This is a genomic window from [Enterobacter] lignolyticus SCF1, assembly GCF_000164865.1.
GTDB classification, from domain to species: domain Bacteria; phylum Pseudomonadota; class Gammaproteobacteria; order Enterobacterales; family Enterobacteriaceae; genus Enterobacter_B; species Enterobacter_B lignolyticus.
Map to the genome: position 1 here is coordinate 1,647,977 of NC_014618.1, position 22,429 is coordinate 1,670,405.

The window sequence follows — 22,429 nt, forward strand, 5'->3', positions numbered from 1 at the left end:
TCTGGATCACAATCATTAACAAAACGGATGTAACCGTTTCCATCCTTGTGAGCTTCTTCACGTAGCGCATACCGACTCGCTGCCAGAATAGCCTCCTTGCTAAACACAGGGGGCGATCGTGAGTTACTGCAATATTCAACAGGCTGGTGGCTATGATCACCATTCGTGACGTGGCGCGCCAGGCGGGTGTTTCCGTCGCGACCGTCTCCAGAGTACTGAACGACAGTCCGCTGGTAAGCCCTGAAACCCGCGAGACGGTCATGAAGGCCGTATCCGCGCTGGGCTACCGGCCAAACGCCAATGCGCAGGCGCTGGCGACGCAGGTCAGCGATACGATTGGCGTGGTGGTGATGGACGTCTCCGATGCCTTCTTCGGCGCGCTGGTGAAGGCGGTGGATACCGTTGCCCAGCAGTTTCAGAAAAATGTGCTTATCGGCAACAGCTATCACGAGGCGGAGAAGGAGCGCAACGCCATTGAAGTGCTGATACGCCAGCGCTGCAACGCCTTGATTGTTCATTCAAAAGCGCTAAGCGACGCCGAGATTTCCGCCTTTATGGCGCAGATCCCTGGCATGGTGCTGATTAACCGTATTGTTCCGGGATACGCCCATCGCTGCGTTGGGTTAGACAACATCAGCGGCGCGATGATGGCGACCCGGATGCTGCTCAACCAGGGGCACCAGCGCATCGGCTACCTCTCGTCCAGCCACCGCATTGAAGATGACGCCATGCGGCGCGAGGGCTGGCAGCGGGCGCTCAGCGAGCAGGGGATTATCGCGCCTGAGAGCTGGGTTGGCACCGGTACGCCGGACTTACAGGGCGGCGAAGCGGCAATGGTGGAGCTGCTTGGGCGCAACCTGGGACTCACGGCAGTCTTTGCCTACAATGACAATATGGCGGCCGGGGCGTTGACGACGCTTAAGGATAACGGGATTGCGGTGCCGCAGCATTTGTCGCTGATCGGCTTTGACGATATTCCCATCGCCCGTTACACCGACCCGCAGCTGACGACCGTGCGCTATCCCATCGTTTCCATGGCAAAGCTGGCGACAGAGCTGGCGCTGATGGGCGCGGCGGGCACGCTGGATGCCAGCGCCAGCCACTGCTTCATGCCGACGCTGGTACGCCGCCATTCTGTCGCCCAGCGGCAATCTGTGGGGCCGATCACTAACTGACGATACGGCGGAATGTAACCGCTTTCAATCTGTGAGTAAATTCACAGTATCTTAACATTGCGCTGGCTATGATGGCAGCGTTTGTAAGGCTGAAACGCTATGTAACGGTGATTAATCACTTTTCCCATAACGACAGCGCGCTGAACTATCATTTAAACGCACTTCGGGAGCGTTACCGAACACGGAAGAACGTATTTTTATAAATTTACTTCGGCGGTCAGTAACAACCCTTTAACGTTTTGCCCGCCGAGAAACTACCCTGCATAATAAAACCGGAGATACCATGAATAAGAAGGTGTTAACCCTGTCTGCTCTGATGGCAAGCATGTTTTTCGGTGCCGCTGCACACGCTGCTGACACGCGTATCGGTGTCACTATTTACAAATATGACGACAACTTCATGTCGGTTGTGCGTAAGGCGATTGAGAAAGACGCGAAAGCCTCCCCGGACGTACAGCTGCTGATGAACGACTCCCAGAACGACCAGTCCAAGCAGAACGATCAGATTGACGTGCTGCTGGCGAAAGGCGTGAAGGCGCTGGCCATCAACCTGGTTGACCCGGCTGCCGCAGGCACCGTGATTGAAAAAGCCCGCGCGCAGAACGTACCGGTGGTCTTTTTCAACAAAGAGCCTGCTCGTAAGGCGCTGGACAGCTACGACAAAGCGTTCTACGTGGGCACCGACTCTAAAGAATCCGGTATTATCCAGGGTGACCTGATCGCCAAGCACTGGGAAGCGAATAAGAACTGGGATCTGAACAAAGACGGTCAGATTCAGTATGTGCTGCTGAAAGGCGAACCAGGCCATCCGGATGCGGAAGCGCGCACCACCTACGTTATCAAAGAGCTGAACAACAAAGGCATTAAGACTGAGCAGCTGCAGATGGATACCGCAATGTGGGATACCGCACAGGCTAAAGACAAAATGGATGCCTGGCTCTCCGGTCCGAACGCCAACAAAATCGAAGTGGTTATCGCCAACAACGATGCGATGGCAATGGGTGCTGTAGAAGCGCTGAAAGCGCACAACAAGTCCAGCATTCCTGTGTTTGGCGTTGATGCCCTGCCGGAAGCGCTGGCGCTGGTGAAATCCGGCGCTATGGCCGGTACCGTGCTGAACGATGCCAACAACCAGGCGAAAGCGACCTTCGATCTGGCTAAAAACCTGGCTGCGGGTAAAGAGCCTGCGGCGGGAACCCAGTGGAAAATCGAGAACAAGGTTGTCCGTATTCCTTACGTCGGCGTTGATAAAGACAACCTGGCGCAGTTCATCGGTAAGTAATTATCAGGGCGCCGTCCTGGCGCCCGTCGTAATGTAATAATGACTTAACCCCGTGCTGGATGTTCAGCACGGGCAACACTCGCGCAGCCAGGGTTAACTATGGTCAGCAATAACACAGAATCGTCCGGCGAATTCTTGTTGGAAATGAGCAACATCAACAAATCATTTCCCGGCGTAAAAGCGCTCGATAATGTTAATTTAAAGGTGCGTCCTCACTCCATTCACGCATTAATGGGGGAGAACGGCGCCGGTAAATCAACGTTATTAAAATGCCTGTTTGGAATCTATCAAAAAGATTCCGGTAGTATTATTTTTCAGGGAAAAGAGATCGATTTTCATTCTGCGAAAGAAGCACTGGAAAATGGGATTTCCATGGTGCACCAGGAGCTGAACCTGGTATTGCAGCGGTCGGTGATGGACAACATGTGGCTGGGGCGCTACCCCACCAAAGGCATGTTTGTCGATCAGGACAAAATGTACCGCGACACCAAAGCGATTTTTGACGAGCTGGATATCGATATCGACCCGCGGGCGCGCGTCGGTACGCTTTCCGTCTCGCAGATGCAGATGATCGAAATTGCGAAAGCGTTCTCCTATAACGCCAAAATCGTTATTATGGATGAACCGACCTCGTCCTTAACGGAAAAAGAGGTCAACCATCTGTTTAAAATTATCCGTAAGCTGAAAGAGCGCGGCTGCGGTATTGTCTATATCTCCCACAAGATGGAAGAGATCTTCCAGCTGTGCGATGAAATTACCATCCTGCGCGACGGCCAGTGGATTGCCACACAGCCGCTGGAAGGGCTGGATATGGATAAGATTATCGCCATGATGGTAGGGCGCTCGCTGAACCAGCGCTTCCCGGATAAACAAAACACGCCCGGAGAAGTGATTCTCGAAGTGCGTAACCTGACGTCGCTGCGCCAGCCGTCCATTCGCGATATCTCCTTTGACCTGCATAAAGGCGAAATTCTGGGTATCGCCGGTCTGGTGGGGGCGAAGCGCACTGATATTGTCGAAACCCTGTTCGGCATCCGTGAAAAATCGGATGGCACTATTACGCTGCACGGCAAAAAAATTAATAACCATAACGCCAACGAAGCCATTAACCACGGCTTTGCGCTGGTGACCGAAGAGCGCCGTTCAACGGGGATTTACGCCTACCTTGATATCGGCTTTAACTCGCTGATTTCTAATATTCGCAATTACAAAGGCAAAATCGGATTACTCGATAACTCCCGTATGAAGAGCGACACCCAGTGGGTGATTGACTCCATGCGCGTCAAAACGCCGGGCCACCGTACGCAAATCGGTTCGCTTTCCGGCGGTAACCAGCAAAAGGTGATCATCGGCCGCTGGCTGCTGACCCAGCCGGAAATTCTGATGCTCGACGAACCGACGCGCGGTATTGACGTCGGTGCCAAGTTTGAAATTTATCAGCTCATCGCCGAACTGGCGAAGAAAGGAAAAGGGATCATTATTATTTCCTCCGAAATGCCGGAGCTGCTTGGGATCACTGACCGTATTCTGGTAATGAGCAATGGCCTTGTCGCTGGAATTGTTGAAACTAAAACCACAACGCAGAACGAAATTTTACGTCTTGCGTCTTTGCACCTTTAAGATCAGGGGCTCCAAATGAGTGCGTTAAATAAAAAAAGTTTTCTCACTTATCTGAAAGAAGGCGGTATCTACGTTGTTCTTTTAGTGTTACTGGCCATTATTATTTTCCAGGACCCCACGTTCTTAAGTCTGCTGAACTTGAGTAACATCCTGACCCAGTCGTCAGTGCGTATTATTATCGCGCTGGGCGTCGCCGGTCTTATCGTCACCCAGGGGACGGACCTGTCCGCTGGTCGTCAGGTCGGTCTGGCGGCGGTTATCGCCGCTACGCTGCTGCAGTCCGTGGATAACGCAAACAAGGTATTCCCGGATATGGCGACCATGCCGATTCCGCTGGTCATCCTGATTGTTTGCGCGATTGGCGCCATTATCGGTCTGGTTAACGGCATTATCATCGCCTACCTCAACGTGACGCCGTTTATCACCACCCTGGGTACGATGATTATCGTGTACGGCATCAACTCCCTGTACTACGACTTCGTCGGCGCATCGCCTATCTCCGGGTTTGATTCGCACTTCTCGACCTTTGCGCAAGGGTTTATCGCGCTTGGCGGATTCCGCTTATCCTACATCACCTTCTATGCGCTTATCGCCATCGTGTTCGTGTGGATCCTGTGGAATAAAACCCGTTTTGGTAAAAACATCTTCGCTATCGGCGGCAACCCGGAAGCCGCGAAAGTGTCCGGCGTTAACGTCGCGCTGAACCTGCTGATGATTTACGCCCTGTCCGGCGTGTTCTACGCCTTCGGCGGGATGCTGGAAGCGGGTCGTATCGGCTCAGCCACCAACAACCTCGGCTTTATGTACGAACTGGATGCGATTGCCGCCTGCGTGGTGGGCGGGGTGTCCTTTAGCGGCGGCGTCGGTACGGTTATCGGCGTGGTGACCGGTGTTATCATCTTTACCGTTATCAACTACGGTCTGACCTACATCGGCGTGAACCCGTACTGGCAGTATATTATTAAAGGCGCCATCATTATCTTCGCGGTGGCGCTGGATTCCCTGAAGTACGCGCGTAAGAAGTAATTCCGCTTATCAGGCAGAGACACAGCCCGGCATTCGCCGGGCTGTGTCTTATGGTTTGCGGGCGATGAGCAGTCCGCTGTTTTTCATGGCGTAGCCAAAAAACAGGCCGACCAGCAGCGAAGGCAGCACCGCCTGCCAGTTGCTGTTGCTGGCGAAGGTTGCGCAGGCGCCGATAAACGTGCCGGGGACAAAAGAGAGCCATCCGTTTTTGGCCTGAATGCACATGACGAAGGCCACGATGGCGGTCAACAGATAGCCGACCGCCGTGAGCGCAGGGGCGGCGGCGCTGCCATAGATAATCACCTCCGCCCAGAAGACGCCGCTCAGCAGCGTGCAGCAGGATATGCCCAGCCCCTTCAGGCCGCCCTGCGGGCAGGCAAAATACGCGGTACAGCCAAGAAAACCCGCCCAACTGAGTAACCCCAGCGTCACGGCAACCCAGCTCCAGATACCGGATAAAATGCCAGTGGTCAGTGCAATTGCGACAAGAGTACTCATAGCGATGTCCTTCCGGCCCGCCCGCGCGGGCCGGAAACGTGTAAGGCGTTAAAGGGTGACGGCGTGCTCTTTTTCGCCGGGTTTAAACGCGATATTGCCGAGGCTGATGCAGGCAACCGGACAAACGTGCCCGCACAGCAAACAGCCCACGCATTTTTCGGTATTGCAGTGCGGCGTGCGGGTGTCCTCATTCCACTCCATCGCCTGATGGCCGCCGTCGTAGCAGGAGATATAGCAGCGACCGCAGCCCACGCATTTATCCAGGTGAATCTGCGGATAAACGATATAGCTGCGATCCAGTTCTTCGGCCGGAACGATGTTGCTATTCGCCAGGCCGACCATCTCATCCAGCGCGGCATATCCGCGATCGGCAAGGTAGTGCGACAGGCCGCTTATCATATCTTCTACGATGCGGTAGCCGTACTGCATGATGCCGGTGGTGACCTGAAGCGTAGCGGCGCCCAGCAGTAAAAATTCGGCGGCGTCTTCCCAGTTCTCAATGCCGCCGATGCCGCTGATGGGGAAATCCTTCAGCTCCGGGTGGGTGCGCAGCTGCTGCACAAAGCGCAGGGCGATAGGCTTCACCGCTTTGCCGGAGTAACCGGAAATGCTGGATTTGCCGTTGACGATCGGCATGCCTGTTTTCTGGTTGAGGTCGATATTGGTAATCGATTTGACGGTGTTAATGGCGGCAATACCGTCCGCGCCGCCGCGTTTCGCCGCCAGCGCGACCTCACACATGTCGCCGATGTTTGGCGTCATTTTTGCGAGCATCGGCAGGGTTGAGCCGCGTTTTACCGCCCGGCAGTATTTTTCCACCAGCTCCGGGCTTTGCCCGACATCGCTGCCCATCGCGTGCGAGGTCATCTGCGGGCAGGAGAAGTTGCATTCGATCATATCCGCGCCGGCTTCTTCCACCAGATGCGCCAGTTCCTGCCACTGCTGCTCATTTTCCCCCATGATGGAGGCGATCAGCACGTTGTCCGGGTAGTCCTGTTTCAGCCGGCGGATCGCCGCCAGGTTTTCCGCCAGCGGATGTTCGGCTATCTGCTCCATATTCTTAAAGCCGACAAACCCGGTGTCTTCTTTTGTCAGATGGTCAAAGCGCGGAGAAACTTCATTGGCGATAAAGAAACCGATGGTTTTAAACACCACGCCGCCCCAGCCGGTATCGTAGGCTTTGGCGCACATCTCATAGCAGTTGCCGACCGGAGAAGAGGAGAGGCAGAACGGATTGGGGAATTTCACGCCGCAAAAGGTAATCGACAGATCTTTCGTTAACATGAGCAAGCCTCCTCTAAATAGTGATGAATGGACTGAGCGGCTTCTTTCCCGGTTTTTACCGCGTAAACCACGGTTTTATCTCCCTGGATAATATCGCCTGCGGCAAACAGGACGGGGTCGGTGGTCTGATAATGCTGCGTTTCCACGGTATTGCGCTGCGAGGTGATATCAGGAAATGCTTCCAGTCCGGCGCGCTGGCCGACGGCGAGGATAATGTGCCCGGCGGCCAGCGTCAGTTCGCCGGGCAGACGCACGTGCCTGAACGTGACTTTATTTCCGGTGACGGCGATCGGCGTGAAGCCGTCAATGATGGATACGCCCAGCGCCTGCGCGGTGGCGAACTCTTTCTCGCTGGCGGGGAACGCCGCCAGCTCTTCGCGCGCCACGCAGGTAACGGATTCACAGCCCAGCAGCTTCAGCGTGCTGGCGACGTCCATCGCCACGTCGCCGCCGCCGACGATCAGGGCGCTTTGTGGAACCGCGATATTGCCGTTGGCCTTGCTGGCGCGCTGTAAAAAGTCGACGGCGATTTCGACCGATCCGGCGTCGTTAAACAGCGGCAGCGTTAACCCCTGCGACAGACCGACGGTCAGCAGGACGGCGCGATACTCCGCTTTCAGCTGCGCAAGCGTCAGCGTTGTGCCTACTTCGCTGTGGCACTGAATGTTTACCCCCATTGCAATGATGCGGGCGATCTCGTGATCCAGCACCGACTGCGGCAGGCGAAACTCTGGAATGCCGTGGCGCAACCAGCCGCCCGGCTGCGCCTCTTTTTCGAAAATGGTGACCTCATAGCCGAGGTTGCAAAGGGTAACGCTCGCCTGTAACCCGGCGGGGCCAGCGCCGACGATAGCCACCTTGCCTTTATCTTTACGGCCAGGCTGATAGATACGCATTGCCGTCTGTTGCTCAAAATCGGTCACAAAACGCTGCAACCGCGCGATATCAATCGGTTTATCGATTCCTGAACGGGTGCAGCCGCGCTGGCACAGTTTTTCCGTCGGACAGACGCGGGCGCAGACGGCGCCCAGCGCATTATTCTCACGAATGGTTTCGGCGGCGCCTTTAAAATTACGAAAATAAATAGAACGGATAAATTTTCCAGGGTCGGTTTGCGCCGGGCAGGACTGGCTGCACGGCGCGTCATGGCAGAGTAAACAGCGGGAAGCCTCTTTGATCGCCAACAGCGGCGTAAAAGCGGGAATGAGCTCATCCTGATAGTTTTTTTGCGACATAGTGCATTCCTTAATGATTAGGGTAATTAAGGCAGGTACGACATGACGAAAACTGACTTGAAGGCTATGGCGAAGCAGGGGGGGGAACTGTGAAAATACTCACATATAACCATTCGGTTACTGTGGTTTATGGGCGATAGCAAGAATCCCTAAGACGCAAATAACAACCATTTACGCAATAAGAATTCATTAGCGATTTTTATCTGCGCGCGGCGACGGAAGCTATTCGCTGGCGTCGGAGGCGGGCTTTTTCTTCTGCAGCTCCAGCACCTGTTCCGGCGTCACGGCCGGGTAACCCTGCGCGTCGTCAGGCACCTCATGCTGGGCCGGAATCGGCACCAGCGGTCCGAGGAAGCGGGGTTCGCGCTTGAACAGGTAGAGATCCGCCAGCGCGCCAAAACGGGCGCCGAACTCGCGGATACGTACGCTCAGCATATCTTTTGGCGAAGGTACTGCGTAGCACTGGGCCTGAATGCCCATGTGCAGGGCGATAAACAGCGCGCGCTCGCAGTGGAACCGCTGGGTAATGATGATGAAATCGTTGGTATCGAAGACCTTGCGCGTGCGAACGATAGAGTCGAGCGTGCGGAAACCCGCGTAGTCGAGCACGATATCGGCGGGGTCGACGCCGGCGGCGATCAGATCCTTACGCATGGTCATCGGCTCGTTATAGCTCTGCAGCGCGTTGTCGCCGCTCAGCAGCAGATAGTTCACCTTACCGCTGTTGTAGGCGTTCAGCGCTCCCTGAATACGGTAGCGGTAATACTGGTTAATCACGCCGGTGCGGTAGTACTTGGCGGTACCCAGCACCACGCCAACCTGACGGTAGGGCAGGTCCTGCAGCTCGTCATAGATATAGGGCGCGGTTTTCCAGCTCATCCAGCGGTCCAGGCCAAGAACGGTCAACAGCAGCAGGCCGGTGAGGACTAACAGGCTGTATAACACGCGCTTTAACATGAACTTGACTCGGTGGCGGAAGAGAATGTATTCAGGCTACTTTACCCGTCGGGCAAGAGCAAGAAACAGTGGGCTAATTGCGGGGTTTTTCATCAGGCGGGCCGGGCGACCCGCCTGAAACATCAGGACAGCAGCGTGCGGTTGATGTTATGGCAACCCAGCGCTTTCAGCGTCGCTGCGGTGGCATCCCACTGGATAAGCGGGGCATCGGCGCGTTCCGCCAGAACGGCGCGCTGAATATCCGAATAGTCGTAACCGTTGAGGCTCAGCAGATTCAGCGCGCCCTGCAGCGGCGGCAGCGTCGGGTTGAACGCCGCGTTTTCCGCGTAGCTGCCGGTAAAGATAGTGCCGTCGCGACACTCCAGCGCTACGCCTGACGGCGACTTGCTGTACGGCATGTGGCTCTTGTTCGCCGCGCCGATCGCCGCCTGGGTGAGGGCATCGCCTTTCAGCGCATAGCCGTGGTCCTGCGGGTCCATCAGCAGCGTTTTGATCTCCAGATCTTTCGGGCCGAAGGCGTCCGGCAGATAGTCCTGTAGCGTATGCGGCGCGCGGCCCGGCAGGTTAATGCGCAGCGCCAGTCCGCTGTTCAGCTCATTCATAAACTGACGGCAGTGGCCGCAGGGGGTGTAGTTGACGGTGATCGCTTTCAGCGACGTTTCACCGCGCAGCCAGGCATGGCTGATGGCGCTCTGCTCGGCGTGGACGGTCTGCTGCATGGTGGCGCCGATAAATTCCATATTGCCGCCAAAATACCAGGCGCCGCTGACGCCGCGGGCGATAGCGCCGACGTTAAAATGCGACAGGTCGGCGCGGGCGCAGGCCGCCGCCAGGGGCAGCAGCGCGAAGGCCAGCGCGTCTTCGTCCAGCCCCGTTGCCGTTTGCAGTTGCGAGACCTGGCCTACGCTTAACATAGCGGGGAAATGACGATCGGCCAGCGCGGGAGCGAGGGCTGATTGCAGTTCCGCACTGAGTTGCGTGAAAGCAGCTTGAAAACGTGGATGCATGGCATTGCCTCATAGCAGTGTAAGGAACCGTAGTTTACGGACCGATCTCACATCATTATGTGATCCAAATCTCACTGATAATGCAACTCATGAAAATTATATGAAAAATGTGTGATGTGTCGCGTTATCCCACCGCCGCCAGAATGAGCGGAAACAGAAACGGCGCCACCAGCGAGGTAATGATCCCGCAGATGACCAGCGCCAGCGAGCTGAACGCCCCTTCCTGATAGTCCAGCTCCGCACAGCGGGCGGTGCCCAGCGCGTGCGACGCGGTACCCATCGCCAGACCGCGCGCGGCCTTCGTCCGGATGCGCATCAGGTTCAGCAGGGTGTGACCAAACACGGCGCCGAGAATACCGACGAAAATCACGCACACGGCGCTTACTGCCGGGATCCCGCCGATGCTGCCGCCGACGGCCATGGCAATCGGCGTGGTCACCGATTTTGGCAGAATTGACGCCGCAATCTGCGGCGATGCGCCCATCAGCAGCGCCACGGTCGTGCCCGTGACCATCGCCACCACGCTGCCAAAAAAGCAGATGGTAATAATCGACTTCCAGCGGGCGCGGATCTGGTGCAGCTGCTCATATAAAGGATAGGCCAGCGCCACCACCGCGGGCTGCAGCAGATCGTTGAGGATTTTGCTGCCCTGGAAATAGTGGTCGTACGGAATGCCGGTCAGCAGCAGAAAAGGAATAATGACCACCATCGCCACCAGCAGCGGGTTGAGCAGCGGCATTTTGAAGCGCGCGGCCAGCCTGCGGGCAGCGAAAAAGACCAGTAGCGTTAACGGTAAGGACCACCAGATATACTGCATCATTGTTTTGTCCCTTTTTGACCAACCACTTTACGTTCTCCGTGGACCAGGTGGGAACTCCAGCTAACGACCAGAAAGACGATCAGCGTGCTGACGGCGCAGGAGACGATAACCGGGCCGAACTGCGCGCGCAGAAGATCGAAATATTGCATTACGCCGACGCCGATAGGGACAAACAGCAGGGCCATATAGCGAATCAGCACGTAGCAGCCCGGGTTTACCCATTTAGCCGGCAGAATTTGCAGCGCCAGCAGTACAAACAGAATCAGCATCCCGATGATACTGCCGGGAATGGTGATCGGCAGCAGGGAGGCGAGGAAGATACCGGCATACAGGCACGCGTAAATCAGAACGAACGCGCGGACGTACTGCCAGAGAATGTTCAGTGATTTGATCATGGTGATTATCCTTGATGGAACGGATTTATCATACAATTAAAGTCGGAAATGTGCCACCGATCACATCATGAATTCTGGGCATACTTATTATTCCTTCCGGCAACTTGAAGTATGACGGGTATAGTCCGGAAAGGCTTCATTCCTGAGCATAACAACGCTACCATAGCGCCTCTTTTTTCTCCGGGGTTTGACATGCGTGTTTTACTGGCGCCGATGGAAGGCGTGCTCGACTCACTGGTGCGCGAGCTTCTGACAGAAGTGAATGACTACGATCTGTGCATCACCGAGTTTGTGCGCGTGGTGGATCAGCTCCTGCCGGTAAAAGTGTTTCATCGACTCTGCCCGGAACTGCATCACAACAGCCGGACGCCTTCCGGCACTCTGGTGCGCGTTCAGCTGCTGGGGCAGTACCCGCAGTGGCTCGCCGAAAATGCCGCCCGCGCCGTTGAGCTGGGCTCGTACGGCGTGGATCTCAACTGCGGCTGTCCGTCAAAAATGGTTAACGGCAGCGGCGGCGGGGCGACGCTGCTGAAAGATCCTGAGCTTATCTATCAGGGGGCGAAAGCGATGCGCGAAGCGGTACCTGCGCATTTGCCGGTGACGGTGAAAGTTCGTCTGGGCTGGGACAGCGGCGATAAGAGGTTTGAAATCGCCGACGCCGTCCAGCAGGCCGGGGCGACGGAGCTGGTGGTGCATGGCCGCACCAAGGAAGACGGCTACAGGGCCGAACGCATCAACTGGCAGGCCATTGGCGACATCCGTCGGCGGCTGTCGATTCCTGTAGTGGCAAACGGAGAAATCTGGGACTGGCAGAGCGCGCAGGACTGTATGGCGGCGACCGGCTGCGATGCGGTGATGATCGGCCGCGGCGCGCTCAATATTCCGAACCTCAGCCGGGTCGTGAAGTACAACGCGCCGCGTATGCCCTGGCCTGAGGTGATGACGCTGCTGCAGAAATACAGCCGCCTGGAAAAGCAGGGGGACACCGGTCTGTACCACGTGGCCCGCATCAAGCAGTGGCTGGGGTATTTGCGTAAAGAGTATGCGCAGGCCACTGCGCTGTTCACCACTATCCGCACGCTGGGGGATTCAGCGTCGATAGCCCAGGCTATCGGGCAGTATGCCAGAACCGTACACGCGCAGGAGTAAGGCGATAGAGTTCAGGCGGGTTTACGGGCGCTGAGCAGAAAGATCATCGGGCGCTCTTTTTCTTCATCAAGCACCGGATTGGCCGCTATCTGGTCAGCATCCGGGCCCCACTCATCGACGTGAACGATCTCGAAACCGGCGGCAATAAGCTGGTTTATCCAGGTGGCGAGCTTGCGGTGCTGCTTTTTCACCCCCTCGGCGAACCAGCTGCTGATGCGCTCTCCCTCCTGTTGATAATGGCTGACCGGCCAGCTTTTTTGCCCGTCGCGCCCGACGCTCCAGCCCTGAACCAGCGGCGCGGTATACACCGGATGCTCTGCCGAAAAGACCAGCATGCCACCGGGCTTCAGAGCGCGGAACAAGCAGGAAAATAGCCCATCCACCTTTTCCAGATAGTGCAGCGCCAGCGAACTGTAGGCCAGATCCAGGCTGTGCGCCGGTAGCGTAAGCGTGGACAGGTCGCCGCGCCGATACTCGATATTGTCTGCCTGCGTCATGGCCTGCGCGCGGGCAAGCATCTTCTCAGAGACATCCACCCCCAGCACCCGCGCGGCGCCCTGGTCGCTCGCCCAGCGGCAAAACCAGCCATAGCCGCAGCCTAAATCTATAATCTGCTTGTCGCGTATTTCCGGAAGCAGGGTTCGCAGTGTCGGCCATTCCGGGGCGCCGTCGAGCCCTTTTACCGAGCGCTCGAGCGAGGCATAACCGGCAAAAAATTGAGGGTCGTCGTAAATATTCTGCGTCATCGTTTCCTCCGCGGGATATTGTCGTTAATAACCGCATTCGTATAAATCCGTATGATGAATGAAGGAGTGAAAATACAAAAGTAAATAATATTTATGTCTATATTGTGGAAAAAATGATTGAGTATGTCAGGCTGTTACTATTTATTGGTGCCACGCTTTACTAAACAATAAATCGCGTGTTCACTATATGATGCTTATTCTTTCCGTTAACAGATTTGCGAAATGAAACATAACGTTATTCTTGCTGCGGCGATCGGCCTGTCGCTGACCGCCTTGCTCTCTGCGTGCGCGCCGTCTCATGAGACGGGGGCGCCTTTATCACAACAACTTCCCGCATCGCATGTTGATAACCGTTTGCCGACGGCGCTGCAAAACGGCTGGCCGCAAAGCAGCTGGTGGCAGGATTATCATGACGCGCAGTTAAACGGACTTATTGAGCAGGCTCTTCGCAACGCGCCGGATATGCAGGTGGCGATGCAGAGAATTAAGCTGGCGGAGGCGCAGGCGCGCATGACCCAGGCCCAGGGCGGCCCGGAGGTGGACTTCGGCGCGGATATCGAGCGGCAAAAAATGTCGGCGGAAGGCCTGATGGGACCGTTTGCCGCCACCGACCCGGCGCAGGGAACCACCGGCCCGTGGTACACCAACGGCACCTTTGGCCTGACGGCGGGGTGGGATCTTGACCTGTGGGGAAAAAACCGCGCGCAAGTGCAGTCGCGCATCGGCGTGGTGAAAGCCCGCTCGGCGGAGATGGCGCAAACCCGCCAGCTGCTTGCAAGCAGCGTGGCGCGACTCTACTGGGAATGGCAGACCGAAGCGGCGGTAAAACAGGTTCTGCTGCAGGTGAAGAGCGAGCAGAACAATATTGTCTCCGTGGACAAGGCGCTCTATTCCCGCGGCATTACCTCGTCGGTTGAAGGGGCGAGAAACGACATCAATATCAGCAAAACCGAGCAGCAGCTGACCCAGGTCTCCGGCAATATGAAGGAAATAGAGGCCCGTCTGATGGCGCTGGTGAATAAGCAGGGGGCCTCGCTCAATCTGCGCCAGGCATCGCTGCCGGCGGTGAAGACGCAGATGCCGGCAAGCCTCGGCTACGAGCTGCTCGCCCGCCGCCCGGATCTGCAGGAGGCGCACTGGTATATTCAGTCGTCGATGAGTGAAGTCGACGCGGCGAAAGCGGCGTTCTACCCGGATATCAACCTGATGGCATTCCTGCAGCAGGATGCGCTGCACTTAAGCGATCTGTTCCGCAATTCGGCGCAGCAGATGGGGGTGACCGCCGGCTTAACGCTGCCGATTTTTGACAGCGGCCGCCTGAATGCCAACCTCGATATCGCCGACGCCCAGCGCGATCTGTCGGTCGCGAGCTACAACAAGGCGGTGGTTGATGCGGTTAACCAGGTCGCGAAAACCGCAAGCCAGGTGGAAACGCTGATGGAGAAAAACCAGCAGCAGCAGCTGGTGCTGAAGGATGCTGGCCGCGTGGTATCGCAGGCGCAGTCGCGCATGCAGGCCGGGATTCTTTCCGGCGCGGAGGTCAGCATGGTGAAACTGCCGTCGCTGCAGGAGCAGATCAACGCGCTGCAGCTGCAGGGGCAATGGGTGGATGCCAGCATCCAACTGACCTCGGCGTTAGGCGGCGGCTACCACCACCCGCAGTCGTAACGCGGATCATCGCGGCCTTCCGTTCGGGAGGCCGCTCAGGGCGTCTCATCGTCATCGGCTTTGCGCCTGTCGCGACGCTTAAGCCATATCCTCACGGCCACCACCGCCACCACCACGATAATCAGCCATGCCCAGCGCTTAATATGCTGATCGAGATGGTGCAGCCACGGTCCAATCACCTCGCCGCCCAGATAGCCCAGGGTAGTAAACAGCAGCGCCCAGACGATAGCGCCGAAGATATTGAGCGGGAAAAAGATCTTCGGCGGCAGTTTGCTGGCGCCGATCAGCACCGGGCCGACGACGCGAAATCCGTACATAAAGCGGGTGCCTATCACAAACAGGTAGGGATGGCGCTGGATCAGCCGCTGCGCGGAGCGGATTTTGCGCTTATAGCGGGAAAAGCGCCTCAGCACCCGCCCGCCGAAGTGACGCCCCAGCAGGAACAGCACCTGATCGCCAATCATGCCGCCAAGCGCGACGGAGGCGACCACCAGCCAGAAGCGCAGCAGCCCCTGATGCGCCGCCACGCCGCCCAGCAGCGTAATGGTTTCGCCTTCGGCCACTGCGCCAACCAGCAGCGCCGCATAGCCATAGTGGCTTATGAGACTATTGATATCCATACGAAATACGTATCTCCCTGCATCAGAACAACGTTAAGCATACACGCAGGACGGGCAATAAGCAGTTTCCCTGTACCGCAGGGCGGTACTCTTTTTCGGCGCGTACAAAAAATAATCTCCAGCCTGCATTATACTAAGTATGTGTTCTACGAAGCCGTAACGAGGGGGCTCTATGAACCATGTCTGGGGACTTTTCTCTCATCCCGATCGGGAAATACACGTCATTAAGGATGAAAATGAAACCGTGTCGCATCACTACACGCATCACGTGCTGGTGATGGCGGCAGTGCCGGTCGTTTGCGCCTTCCTCGGGACGACGCAGATTGGCTGGAGCTTTGGTGACGGCGTGGTTATCAAGTTGTCCATGCTCACCGGGTTTGTGCTGGCGATAATGTTTTATGCGCTGATGCTGGCCGGGGTGGCGGTAATGGGACGCATAATCTGGTGGATGGCGCGGAACTATCCGCTGCGTCCGTCGCTGAAACGCTGCATGGTGTTCGCCGGTTATATTGCGACGCCCATGTTCATGAGCGGCATCATTGCGCTGTATCCGCTGGTCTGGCTTTGCGCCCTGGTGGGGACGATAGCGCTGTGCTACACCGGTTATCTGCTCTATCTGGGGATTCCGACCTTCCTGAGCATTAGCCGCGAAGAGGGGCTGAGCTTTGCCAGCTCTACGCTCGCCATCGGCGTGCTGGTCCTTGAGGTGCTTCTGGCGATGACCGTGATTCTGTGGGGCTATGGTTACCGCTTGTTCTGAGTTCAGGCATTGCTGGCGCTGATGTTTTAAGCGCCAGCAATGCAGCATTTACTCACGATTATCTGGTGGCAAAAACGAGGCCCGGCAGGGTATGATGCCGGAAGCCGCGTTATTCCTTTCGGAACTCAACGTCCGGTACAACATAATTCGCACAAATAACTACCAGACTGCTCACCACCATGCTGAAATTTCGAGTTTCCCTGCTCAGCCTTGCGCTGATGCTGGCTGTCCCTTTTGCGCCCCAGGCGATCGCTAAACCCGCTGCGACGACGACGGCGTCTAAGCCGGATATTGCTTCCGGTAGTGCAATGATTGTTGATTTGAACACCAACCAGGTTATCTACGCCAGCGACCCGGATCTGGTGCGTCCAATGGCCTCCATCACGAAGCTGATGACCGCGATGGTCGTGCTGGATGCGCACCTGCCGCTGGACGAAATGCTGAAGGTTGATATTAGCCAGACGCCGGAGATGAAGGGCGTGTATTCCCGCGTGCGCCTTAACAGCGAAATCAGCCGTAAAAACATGCTGCTGCTGGCGCTGATGTCTTCAGAAAACCGCGCTGCGGCGAGCCTTGCGCACCACTATCCGGGCGGCTATGACGCCTTTATCCGCGCGATGAACGCCAAGGCGAAAGCGCTGGGTATGACTCATACGCGCTACGTTGAGCCGACCGGGCTGTCGATTCATAACGTCTCGACCGCCCGCGACCTGACGAAACTGCTGATCGCCACGAAGCAGTATCCGCTGATCGGTCAGCTCAGCACCACGAAGGAAGATACCGCGACCTTCCGCAACCCGGCGTACACGCTGCCGTTTCGCAACACCAACCACCTGGTCTACCGCGACAACTGGAACATCCAGCTGACCAAAACCGGCTTTACCAATGCGGCGGGGCACTGCCTGGTGATGCGTACGGTGATGAACAACCGTCCGGTGGCGATGGTGGTGATGGATGCGTTTGGTAAATACACCCATTTCGCCGACGCCAGCCGCCTGCGTACGTGGGTTGAAACCGGTAAAGTGATGCCGGTGCCGCCCGCGGCGCTGAGCTATAAAAAGCAGAAAGAAGCGCAGATGGCGAATGCCATCCTCAACGCGCAGCCGGCCACCCAGGCCGACTAACGCTACTCCGGCAGCGTCCAGTCACCGTCGTTGAGTGGACGCTGCATAATCACCGTATCCCGCCAGTCGCCCAGCTTATAGCCCACGCTGCGCAGCTGTCCGACGACATCGAAACCGTGCTTTTTATGCAGCCGTAGCGATCCGGTGTTGTTATTGCCATCGCCAATGACCGCCACCATCTGCCGCCACGGGCCCTGCTCGCATATGTCTATCAGGCGGGCGAGGAGCGCGCTGCCCAGGCCGCGACCGGCCATACTGGCATCCACGTAAATAGACTCTTCCAGGGTGTAGCGATAGGCCGGACGAGGCCGGTAGGGGCTGGCATAGCAGTAGCCGACGATAATGCCGCGATACAGCGCCACCAGCCACGGAAACCCGTCGCGGGTGATTTTTTTCATTCGTGTGCGCATTTCGTCGACGGAAGGGGGGACTTCTTCAAAGGAGGCCCGACCGTTCAGCACATGCCAGGCGTACAGCGCCGCAATGGCATGGGCATCATCAGGTACGGCATCCCGGATCTCTATCTCGGCACCTAATTCGGCATCAACCGCAGACATGAGGTTAACTCCTTAGTTTGACAGGCCAGAGAAACGTTTCTCTGGCCACCCGTCTTACTGTATAACGGAGTTTAACGCGATTACACTATTCCCCCCTTACTTCAGGGGGTAATAGCCCACAGTTACGCCTCACTCTTGTTCTGCTGAATGCGCCTCGCCCCAATATTTCTGCTTGCTGGTTTTGCCGATGCCGGGATTCATGCTGTTGGTCGGATCATTCTCGCGATAAAACCGTTTTAACGTATCTGCGGCTTCATAGAGATGGCCGACGTTATGTTCCGCCGGATACTGCGCGCCGCGCTCGCGAAGCAGGGCCAGCATTTGCTCCTTCAGCGCATGGGCATCCACCCCTTTTTTGACGATATAGTCCTGGTGGAATACGTGGCACATAAAATGGCCGTAATAGAGTTTGTGCACCAGCTGGCTGTCGATGTCCGCCGGCAGCTGTTCAAACCACTCGGTATCGTTGCGGCGCAGGGCGATATCCAGCGCCAGAATGTCTTCCACCTCATCGGCATGTACCGCCTGATAGCGAATCGCCGCGCCCGCCGCCGCAAAGCGGTGGAGAAACGCTTTGCTGCCCTCTTCGGCGGTACAGACGAAGAAATCCCCCTGCGCATCGGCGAAATAGCGCTTGAGCCAGGCTTCGGCCTCGTCGATACCGTTGCCCGCCATTTTCAGCAGCAGGTGGTGTTCGTACTTATCGCGCCAGACCTTCATGCGCTCCGGCAGATGCGCCGGGAAAGCGTGGCCGACCTTCTGCATAAAGCGGTCGGTGAAGTGGGGCTTAAACAGCGACACTTTTTCCAGCATTGCATCCGTACGCCCCTTCAGGGTGAAAAAGAACGGCATTTTGTCGGTGCCGAGCTTGTCGATCATCAGGAAGGTGTCTTTACCGTATTTTTCGGCGATGTCGTAGATATCGCGGTGCATATATTCGCCCGCCACCGGCAGATGCTCGAACTCGGCCAGAATGTGGCGACGGATCTCCGTCAGCACCTGCGGCTGGTTGGTGCCGATATAAAACACCTGCTGGCGTTTTTCCGCCGGGAAGGTATCGAGGCGTACGGCGAACACCGCAAGCTTACCGGCGCAGCCGGAGGATTCGAACAGACGGTCCGGATCCGCGTTATAGCGGGCCGGGGTGTCGGCGTCCACGTCGCGTACGCGGCTGACGTAGTCGTGATCGTGGGCGTGACGGCCGTCGTGCTGCACGTCGGCGTCGGTGACCCGCTCATCGTCAAGCTTGCTGAGGATCTGCTCCGGCGTCGTGCCAAGATCAATCCCCAGGTGGTTGACAAGCTGCAGCTTGCCGTCGTCGTTGATGCGGGCAAACAGGGACATTTCGGTATAGGCAGGGCCGCGCTGGACCAGCGAGCCGCCGGAGTTGTTGCAGATACCGCCGACAACCGATGCGCCAATACAGGATGAGCCAATCACCGAGTGCGGCTCGCGCCCCAGCGGCTTCAGCGCTTTTTCCAGCGAATAGAGCGTGGTGCCCGGGTAGGCCAGCACCTGTTCACCCTTATCCAGCAGGTGCAGCTTGTCCAGCCGCAGGGTGCTGATAATAACGATATCGCGATCGTAATCGTTGCCGCTCGGCGTTGAGCCTTCGGTCAGTCCGGTGTTTGCCGCCTGCATCAGGATGATTTTGTCGGCATTGACGCAGGCGTTGAGCACGCGCCACAGCTCAAGCAGCGAGCCGGGGAACACCACCGCCAGCGCCTCGCCGTTACCCGAGCGGAAGCCCTTGCGATAGCGGGCGGTTTTGGCCGGATCGGTCAGCAGGTGAGAGGGGCCGACCAGGCGAGCCAGTTCTGCGAGCAGGGTCGCGTTGTCAGTTATCGTTATAGTGGACATTTTTCCACTCCTTGTGGTGAGGCAAATTTGTCGTCACTAAGAATAGCGCTTTGTATGACAATATGGCGAAAGAATGTCGCGCAATATCGGAGAATATCCGGAGAATTCCTGCCGGGGTTATGGCAAACTGCGGTTTTTCTTAGGCTTTAGAAGCCTCTGGTCTGGTTTAAAGAGAGTACACATAACGATGAAATGGCTTTGCTCTGTAGGTGTTGCCGTCAGTCTTGCGCTACAGCCAGCGTTAGCTGACGATCTGTTCGGCAACCATCCGCTGACGCCGCAGGCGCGGGATGCGTTCGTCACCGACTTGCTCAAGAAAATGACCGTTGATGAGAAAATCGGCCAGCTGCGCCTGATAAGCGTCGGGCCGGATAACCCGAAAGAAGCCATTCGCGAGATGATCAAAGGCGGGCAGGTGGGAGCTATCTTTAATACCGTCACCCGTAAGGATATCCGCGCCATGCAGGACCAGGTGATGCAGCTTAGCCGCCTGAAAATCCCGCTGTTTTTTGCCTATGACGTGGTGCACGGTCAGCGTACGGTATTCCCGATAAGCCTGGGCCTGGCGTCGTCCTTTAACCTTGATGCCGTACGCACGGTGGGCCGCGTATCCGCGTATGAAGCCGCCGACGACGGTCTGAACATGACCTGGGCGCCGATGGTCGACGTTTCGCGCGATCCGCGCTGGGGCCGCGTCTCTGAAGGCTTCGGCGAAGATACATATCTGACCGCCACCATGGGCAAAACCATGGTGGAGGCCATGCAGGGCAAAAGCCCGGCGGACCGCTACTCGGTGATGACCAGCGTGAAGCACTTTGCCGCCTACGGCGCGGTGGAGGGCGGGAAGGAGTACAACACCGTCGATATGAGCACCCAGCGCCTGTTTAACGACTATATGCCGCCGTACAAAGCCGCTCTGGACGCCGGCAGCGGCGGGGTGATGGTGGCGCTGAACTCGCTTAACGGCACCCCGGCGTCGTCGGATTCCTGGCTGCTGAAAGATCTGCTGCGCGACGAGTGGGGCTTTAAGGGCATTACCATTTCCGACCATGGCGCAATCAAAGAGCTTATCAGGCACGGTACGGCGTCCGACCCGGAGGATGCGGTGCGCGTCGCGCTCAGGTCCGGCATCAATATGAGCATGAGCGATGAGTACTACAGCAAATACCTGCCGGGCCTTATCAAAAGCGGTAAGGTGACGATGGCGGAGCTGGATGACGCCGCCCGCCATGTGCTGAACGTGAAGTATGACATGGGGCTGTTTAACGATCCGTACAGCCACCTTGGAGCGAAAAATACCGATCCGCAGGACACCAACGCCGAAAGTCGTCTGCACCGTACGCAGGCGCGCGAAGTGGCCCGCGAAAGCCTGGTGCTGTTGAAAAACCGTCTTGAAACCCTGCCGCTGAAAAAATCCGGCACCATTGCGGTGGTGGGCCCGCTGGCCGACAGCAAACGCGACGTCATGGGCAGCTGGTCCGCCGCGGGCGTAGCCGACCAGTCCGTCACCGTACTGACCGGGATTAAAAACGCCGTCGGCGATAACGCGAAGGTGGTTTACGCCAAAGGCGCCAACGTCTCTAATGAAAAAGACATTATCGAGTTCCTCAACCAGTATGAGAAAGCGGTACAGGTTGACCCGCGCTCGCCGCAGGCGATGATTGACGAAGCCGTTGCCGCGGCGAAGCAGTCCGACGTGGTGGTTGCCGTAGTCGGCGAAGCGCAGGGCATGGCGCATGAAGCCTCCAGCCGGACCGAGCTGAACATCCCGCAAAGCCAGCGCGACCTGATAAGCGCCCTGAAGGCCACGGGTAAACCGCTGGTGCTGGTGCTGATGAACGGCCGTCCGCTGACGCTGGTGGAAGAGGACAGGCAGGCCGACGCGATTCTGGAAACCTGGTTTGCCGGTACCGAAGGCGGTAACGCTATCGCCGACGTACTGTTCGGCGACTATAACCCGTCCGGCAAGCTGCCGATGTCTTTCCCGCGCTCGGTAGGGCAGATCCCGACCTATTACAGCCACCTCAACACCGGCCGTCCGTATAACCCGGAGAAGCCCAATAAGTACACCTCGCACTATTTTGACGAAGCCAACGGTCCGCTGTATCCGTTCGGCTATGGTCTGAGCTACACCACCTTTAGCGTCTCCGACGTGAAGATGTCCGCGCCGACCATGAAACCTGACGGCAGCGAGACCGCCAGCGTCGATGTCACCAACACTGGCAAACGCGAAGGTGCGACGGTTATCCAGCTCTATCTGCAGGACGTTACCGCCTCCATGAGCCGTCCGGTGAAGCAGCTGCGCGGCTTTAAGAAGGTGAACCTCAAACCGGGTGAGACGCAAACCGTCAGCTTCCCGATAGACGTCGAGGCGCTGAAATTCTGGAACCAGCGGATGAAATATGCCGCCGAGCCGGGCAAGTTCAACGTCTTTATCGGCGTTGACTCCGCCCGCGTGAAGCAGGGCGAGTTTGAACTGCAGTGATTTACGTTCAATGTGCAAAGGCCGGGTAACCGGCCTTTTTCTTTTCGTCAGACGCCGCTTCGCTTTCTGGCAACTATCCAATTCCATTTTTGAGATTTCGGAATCCCTATTCCTGGACTATCTTTTTAGTCTAACGCCCTGAAAATACACATCAGAAGAGG

At 57.1% G+C, this 22,429-nt stretch carries 20 protein-coding genes; 9 read left to right on the top strand and 11 right to left on the bottom strand.

Translation table 11 applies throughout. The annotated features are described in order from the left end of the window. Nucleotides 1-152: 152 nt before the first annotated feature. The 4 genes from galS to mglC all read left to right on the top strand — a co-directional run bounded on the left by galS (nt 153) and on the right by mglC (nt 5,103). On the top strand, nt 153-1,175 hold the full coding sequence (gene galS / locus ENTCL_RS07735) for an HTH-type transcriptional regulator GalS (RefSeq protein ID WP_013365556.1): 1,023 nt from the start codon (nt 153-155) through the stop codon (nt 1,173-1,175). 283 nt (nt 1,176-1,458) lie between these two features. After that, on the top strand, nt 1,459-2,457 hold the full coding sequence (gene mglB / locus ENTCL_RS07740) for a galactose/glucose ABC transporter substrate-binding protein MglB (protein ID WP_013365557.1): 999 nt from the start codon (nt 1,459-1,461) through the stop codon (nt 2,455-2,457). Nucleotides 2,458-2,556: 99 nt separating this feature from the next. Beyond that, nucleotides 2,557-4,077 (top strand): galactose/methyl galactoside ABC transporter ATP-binding protein MglA, encoded by a 1,521-nt coding sequence (gene mglA / locus ENTCL_RS07745; RefSeq protein ID WP_013365558.1) that lies wholly within the window; start codon nt 2,557-2,559, stop codon nt 4,075-4,077. A 15-nt stretch (nt 4,078-4,092) separates the two neighbouring features. Next, nucleotides 4,093-5,103, top strand: a complete 1,011-nt coding sequence (gene mglC / locus ENTCL_RS07750; protein ID WP_013365559.1) for a galactose/methyl galactoside ABC transporter permease MglC — start codon at nt 4,093-4,095, stop codon at nt 5,101-5,103. Nucleotides 5,104-5,151: 48 nt separating this feature from the next. On the opposite strand, the gene ENTCL_RS07755 is transcribed toward mglC, so the two are convergent. From ENTCL_RS07755 to ENTCL_RS07785, 7 genes are all read right to left on the bottom strand, one after another. Next, nucleotides 5,152-5,601, bottom strand: a complete 450-nt coding sequence (locus ENTCL_RS07755; protein WP_013365560.1) for a DUF1097 domain-containing protein — start codon at nt 5,599-5,601, stop codon at nt 5,152-5,154. Between the two features lie 48 nt (nt 5,602-5,649). Continuing rightward, nucleotides 5,650-6,885 carry an NAD-dependent dihydropyrimidine dehydrogenase subunit PreA gene (gene preA / locus ENTCL_RS07760; RefSeq protein ID WP_013365561.1) on the bottom strand — a complete coding sequence of 412 codons (1,236 nt, stop codon included), beginning with the start codon at nt 6,883-6,885 and terminating at the stop codon, nt 5,650-5,652. Next, nucleotides 6,879-8,120 (bottom strand): NAD(P)-dependent oxidoreductase, encoded by a 1,242-nt coding sequence (locus tag ENTCL_RS07765; RefSeq protein ID WP_013365562.1) that lies wholly within the window; start codon nt 8,118-8,120, stop codon nt 6,879-6,881. Before ENTCL_RS07765 ends, preA begins: the two co-directional genes overlap by 7 nt. Nucleotides 8,121-8,342: 222 nt before the next feature. Further along, nucleotides 8,343-9,077 carry an outer membrane permeability protein SanA gene (gene sanA / locus ENTCL_RS07770; RefSeq protein WP_013365563.1) on the bottom strand — a complete coding sequence of 245 codons (735 nt, stop codon included), beginning with the start codon at nt 9,075-9,077 and terminating at the stop codon, nt 8,343-8,345. Nucleotides 9,078-9,199: 122 nt separating this feature from the next. After that, nucleotides 9,200-10,084 carry a cytidine deaminase gene (gene cdd / locus ENTCL_RS07775; RefSeq protein ID WP_013365564.1) on the bottom strand — a complete coding sequence of 295 codons (885 nt, stop codon included), beginning with the start codon at nt 10,082-10,084 and terminating at the stop codon, nt 9,200-9,202. A 124-nt stretch (nt 10,085-10,208) separates the two neighbouring features. Next, on the bottom strand, nt 10,209-10,904 hold the full coding sequence (locus ENTCL_RS07780) for a CidB/LrgB family autolysis modulator (protein WP_044611917.1): 696 nt from the start codon (nt 10,902-10,904) through the stop codon (nt 10,209-10,211). Continuing rightward, nucleotides 10,901-11,299: a CidA/LrgA family protein gene (locus tag ENTCL_RS07785; RefSeq protein ID WP_013365566.1), complete on the bottom strand. Its 399-nt coding sequence runs from the start codon at nt 11,297-11,299 to the stop codon at nt 10,901-10,903. Before ENTCL_RS07785 ends, ENTCL_RS07780 begins: the two co-directional genes overlap by 4 nt. Nucleotides 11,300-11,491: 192 nt before the next feature. Between ENTCL_RS07785 and dusC the strand changes: the two genes are divergently transcribed. Continuing rightward, the gene (gene dusC, locus ENTCL_RS07790; RefSeq protein WP_044611918.1) at nt 11,492-12,448 is read left to right on the top strand and encodes a tRNA dihydrouridine(16) synthase DusC; all 957 of its coding nucleotides are present in this window, start codon (nt 11,492-11,494) and stop codon (nt 12,446-12,448) included. An 11-nt stretch (nt 12,449-12,459) separates the two neighbouring features. Here dusC and ENTCL_RS07795 read toward each other — a convergent pair whose 3' ends face one another. Further along, complete coding sequence (locus ENTCL_RS07795) at nt 12,460-13,194, bottom strand: class I SAM-dependent methyltransferase (RefSeq protein WP_013365568.1); 735 nt, start codon at nt 13,192-13,194, stop codon at nt 12,460-12,462. A 222-nt stretch (nt 13,195-13,416) separates the two neighbouring features. Here ENTCL_RS07795 and mdtQ point away from each other — a divergent pair, with 222 nt between their 5' ends. After that, the gene (gene mdtQ, locus ENTCL_RS07800; RefSeq protein ID WP_013365569.1) at nt 13,417-14,862 is read left to right on the top strand and encodes a multidrug resistance outer membrane protein MdtQ; all 1,446 of its coding nucleotides are present in this window, start codon (nt 13,417-13,419) and stop codon (nt 14,860-14,862) included. A gap of 35 nt (nt 14,863-14,897) precedes the next feature. Here mdtQ and ENTCL_RS07805 read toward each other — a convergent pair whose 3' ends face one another. Then, nucleotides 14,898-15,482: a DedA family protein gene (locus ENTCL_RS07805; protein WP_013365570.1), complete on the bottom strand. Its 585-nt coding sequence runs from the start codon at nt 15,480-15,482 to the stop codon at nt 14,898-14,900. Nucleotides 15,483-15,654: 172 nt separating this feature from the next. Here ENTCL_RS07805 and ENTCL_RS07810 point away from each other — a divergent pair, with 172 nt between their 5' ends. Both ENTCL_RS07810 and pbpG read left to right on the top strand, forming a co-directional pair. Continuing rightward, nucleotides 15,655-16,242, top strand: a complete 588-nt coding sequence (locus tag ENTCL_RS07810; RefSeq protein ID WP_013365571.1) for a Yip1 family protein — start codon at nt 15,655-15,657, stop codon at nt 16,240-16,242. Between the two features lie 179 nt (nt 16,243-16,421). Further along, nucleotides 16,422-17,366, top strand: coding sequence for a D-alanyl-D-alanine endopeptidase (pbpG, locus tag ENTCL_RS07815; RefSeq protein ID WP_013365572.1), 945 nt, complete (start codon nt 16,422-16,424; stop codon nt 17,364-17,366). Between the two features lie 2 nt (nt 17,367-17,368). Here pbpG and ENTCL_RS07820 read toward each other — a convergent pair whose 3' ends face one another. Beyond that, nucleotides 17,369-17,923, bottom strand: coding sequence for a GNAT family N-acetyltransferase (locus ENTCL_RS07820; protein ID WP_013365573.1), 555 nt, complete (start codon nt 17,921-17,923; stop codon nt 17,369-17,371). Between the two features lie 129 nt (nt 17,924-18,052). Further along, the gene (dld, locus tag ENTCL_RS07825) at nt 18,053-19,783 is read right to left on the bottom strand and encodes a D-lactate dehydrogenase (RefSeq protein ID WP_013365574.1); all 1,731 of its coding nucleotides are present in this window, start codon (nt 19,781-19,783) and stop codon (nt 18,053-18,055) included. 187 nt (nt 19,784-19,970) lie between these two features. On the opposite strand from dld, the gene bglX reads away from it, so the two are divergent. Next, nucleotides 19,971-22,268, top strand: a complete 2,298-nt coding sequence (gene bglX / locus ENTCL_RS07830) for a beta-glucosidase BglX (RefSeq protein ID WP_013365575.1) — start codon at nt 19,971-19,973, stop codon at nt 22,266-22,268. Nucleotides 22,269-22,429: the final 161 nt, after the last annotated feature.

Bases quoted from the DNA above. Each gene is read 5' to 3' on its own strand.
- galS (WP_013365556.1), top strand. From the start codon at position 153: ATGATCACCATTCGTGACGTGGCGCGCCAGGCGGGTGTTTCCGTCGCG.
- mglB (WP_013365557.1), top strand. From the start codon at position 1,459: ATGAATAAGAAGGTGTTAACCCTGTCTGCTCTGATGGCAAGCATGTTT.
- mglA (WP_013365558.1), top strand. From the start codon at position 2,557: ATGGTCAGCAATAACACAGAATCGTCCGGCGAATTCTTGTTGGAAATG.
- mglC (WP_013365559.1), top strand. From the start codon at position 4,093: ATGAGTGCGTTAAATAAAAAAAGTTTTCTCACTTATCTGAAAGAAGGC.
- ENTCL_RS07755 (WP_013365560.1), bottom strand. From the start codon at position 5,601: ATGAGTACTCTTGTCGCAATTGCACTGACCACTGGCATTTTATCCGGT.
- preA (WP_013365561.1), bottom strand. From the start codon at position 6,885: ATGTTAACGAAAGATCTGTCGATTACCTTTTGCGGCGTGAAATTCCCC.
- ENTCL_RS07765 (WP_013365562.1), bottom strand. From the start codon at position 8,120: ATGTCGCAAAAAAACTATCAGGATGAGCTCATTCCCGCTTTTACGCCG.
- sanA (WP_013365563.1), bottom strand. From the start codon at position 9,077: ATGTTAAAGCGCGTGTTATACAGCCTGTTAGTCCTCACCGGCCTGCTG.
- cdd (WP_013365564.1), bottom strand. From the start codon at position 10,084: ATGCATCCACGTTTTCAAGCTGCTTTCACGCAACTCAGTGCGGAACTG.
- ENTCL_RS07780 (WP_044611917.1), bottom strand. From the start codon at position 10,904: ATGATGCAGTATATCTGGTGGTCCTTACCGTTAACGCTACTGGTCTTT.
- ENTCL_RS07785 (WP_013365566.1), bottom strand. From the start codon at position 11,299: ATGATCAAATCACTGAACATTCTCTGGCAGTACGTCCGCGCGTTCGTT.
- dusC (WP_044611918.1), top strand. From the start codon at position 11,492: ATGCGTGTTTTACTGGCGCCGATGGAAGGCGTGCTCGACTCACTGGTG.
- ENTCL_RS07795 (WP_013365568.1), bottom strand. From the start codon at position 13,194: ATGACGCAGAATATTTACGACGACCCTCAATTTTTTGCCGGTTATGCC.
- mdtQ (WP_013365569.1), top strand. From the start codon at position 13,417: ATGAAACATAACGTTATTCTTGCTGCGGCGATCGGCCTGTCGCTGACC.
- ENTCL_RS07805 (WP_013365570.1), bottom strand. From the start codon at position 15,482: ATGGATATCAATAGTCTCATAAGCCACTATGGCTATGCGGCGCTGCTG.
- ENTCL_RS07810 (WP_013365571.1), top strand. From the start codon at position 15,655: ATGAACCATGTCTGGGGACTTTTCTCTCATCCCGATCGGGAAATACAC.
- pbpG (WP_013365572.1), top strand. From the start codon at position 16,422: ATGCTGAAATTTCGAGTTTCCCTGCTCAGCCTTGCGCTGATGCTGGCT.
- ENTCL_RS07820 (WP_013365573.1), bottom strand. From the start codon at position 17,923: ATGTCTGCGGTTGATGCCGAATTAGGTGCCGAGATAGAGATCCGGGAT.
- dld (WP_013365574.1), bottom strand. From the start codon at position 19,783: ATGTCCACTATAACGATAACTGACAACGCGACCCTGCTCGCAGAACTG.
- bglX (WP_013365575.1), top strand. From the start codon at position 19,971: ATGAAATGGCTTTGCTCTGTAGGTGTTGCCGTCAGTCTTGCGCTACAG.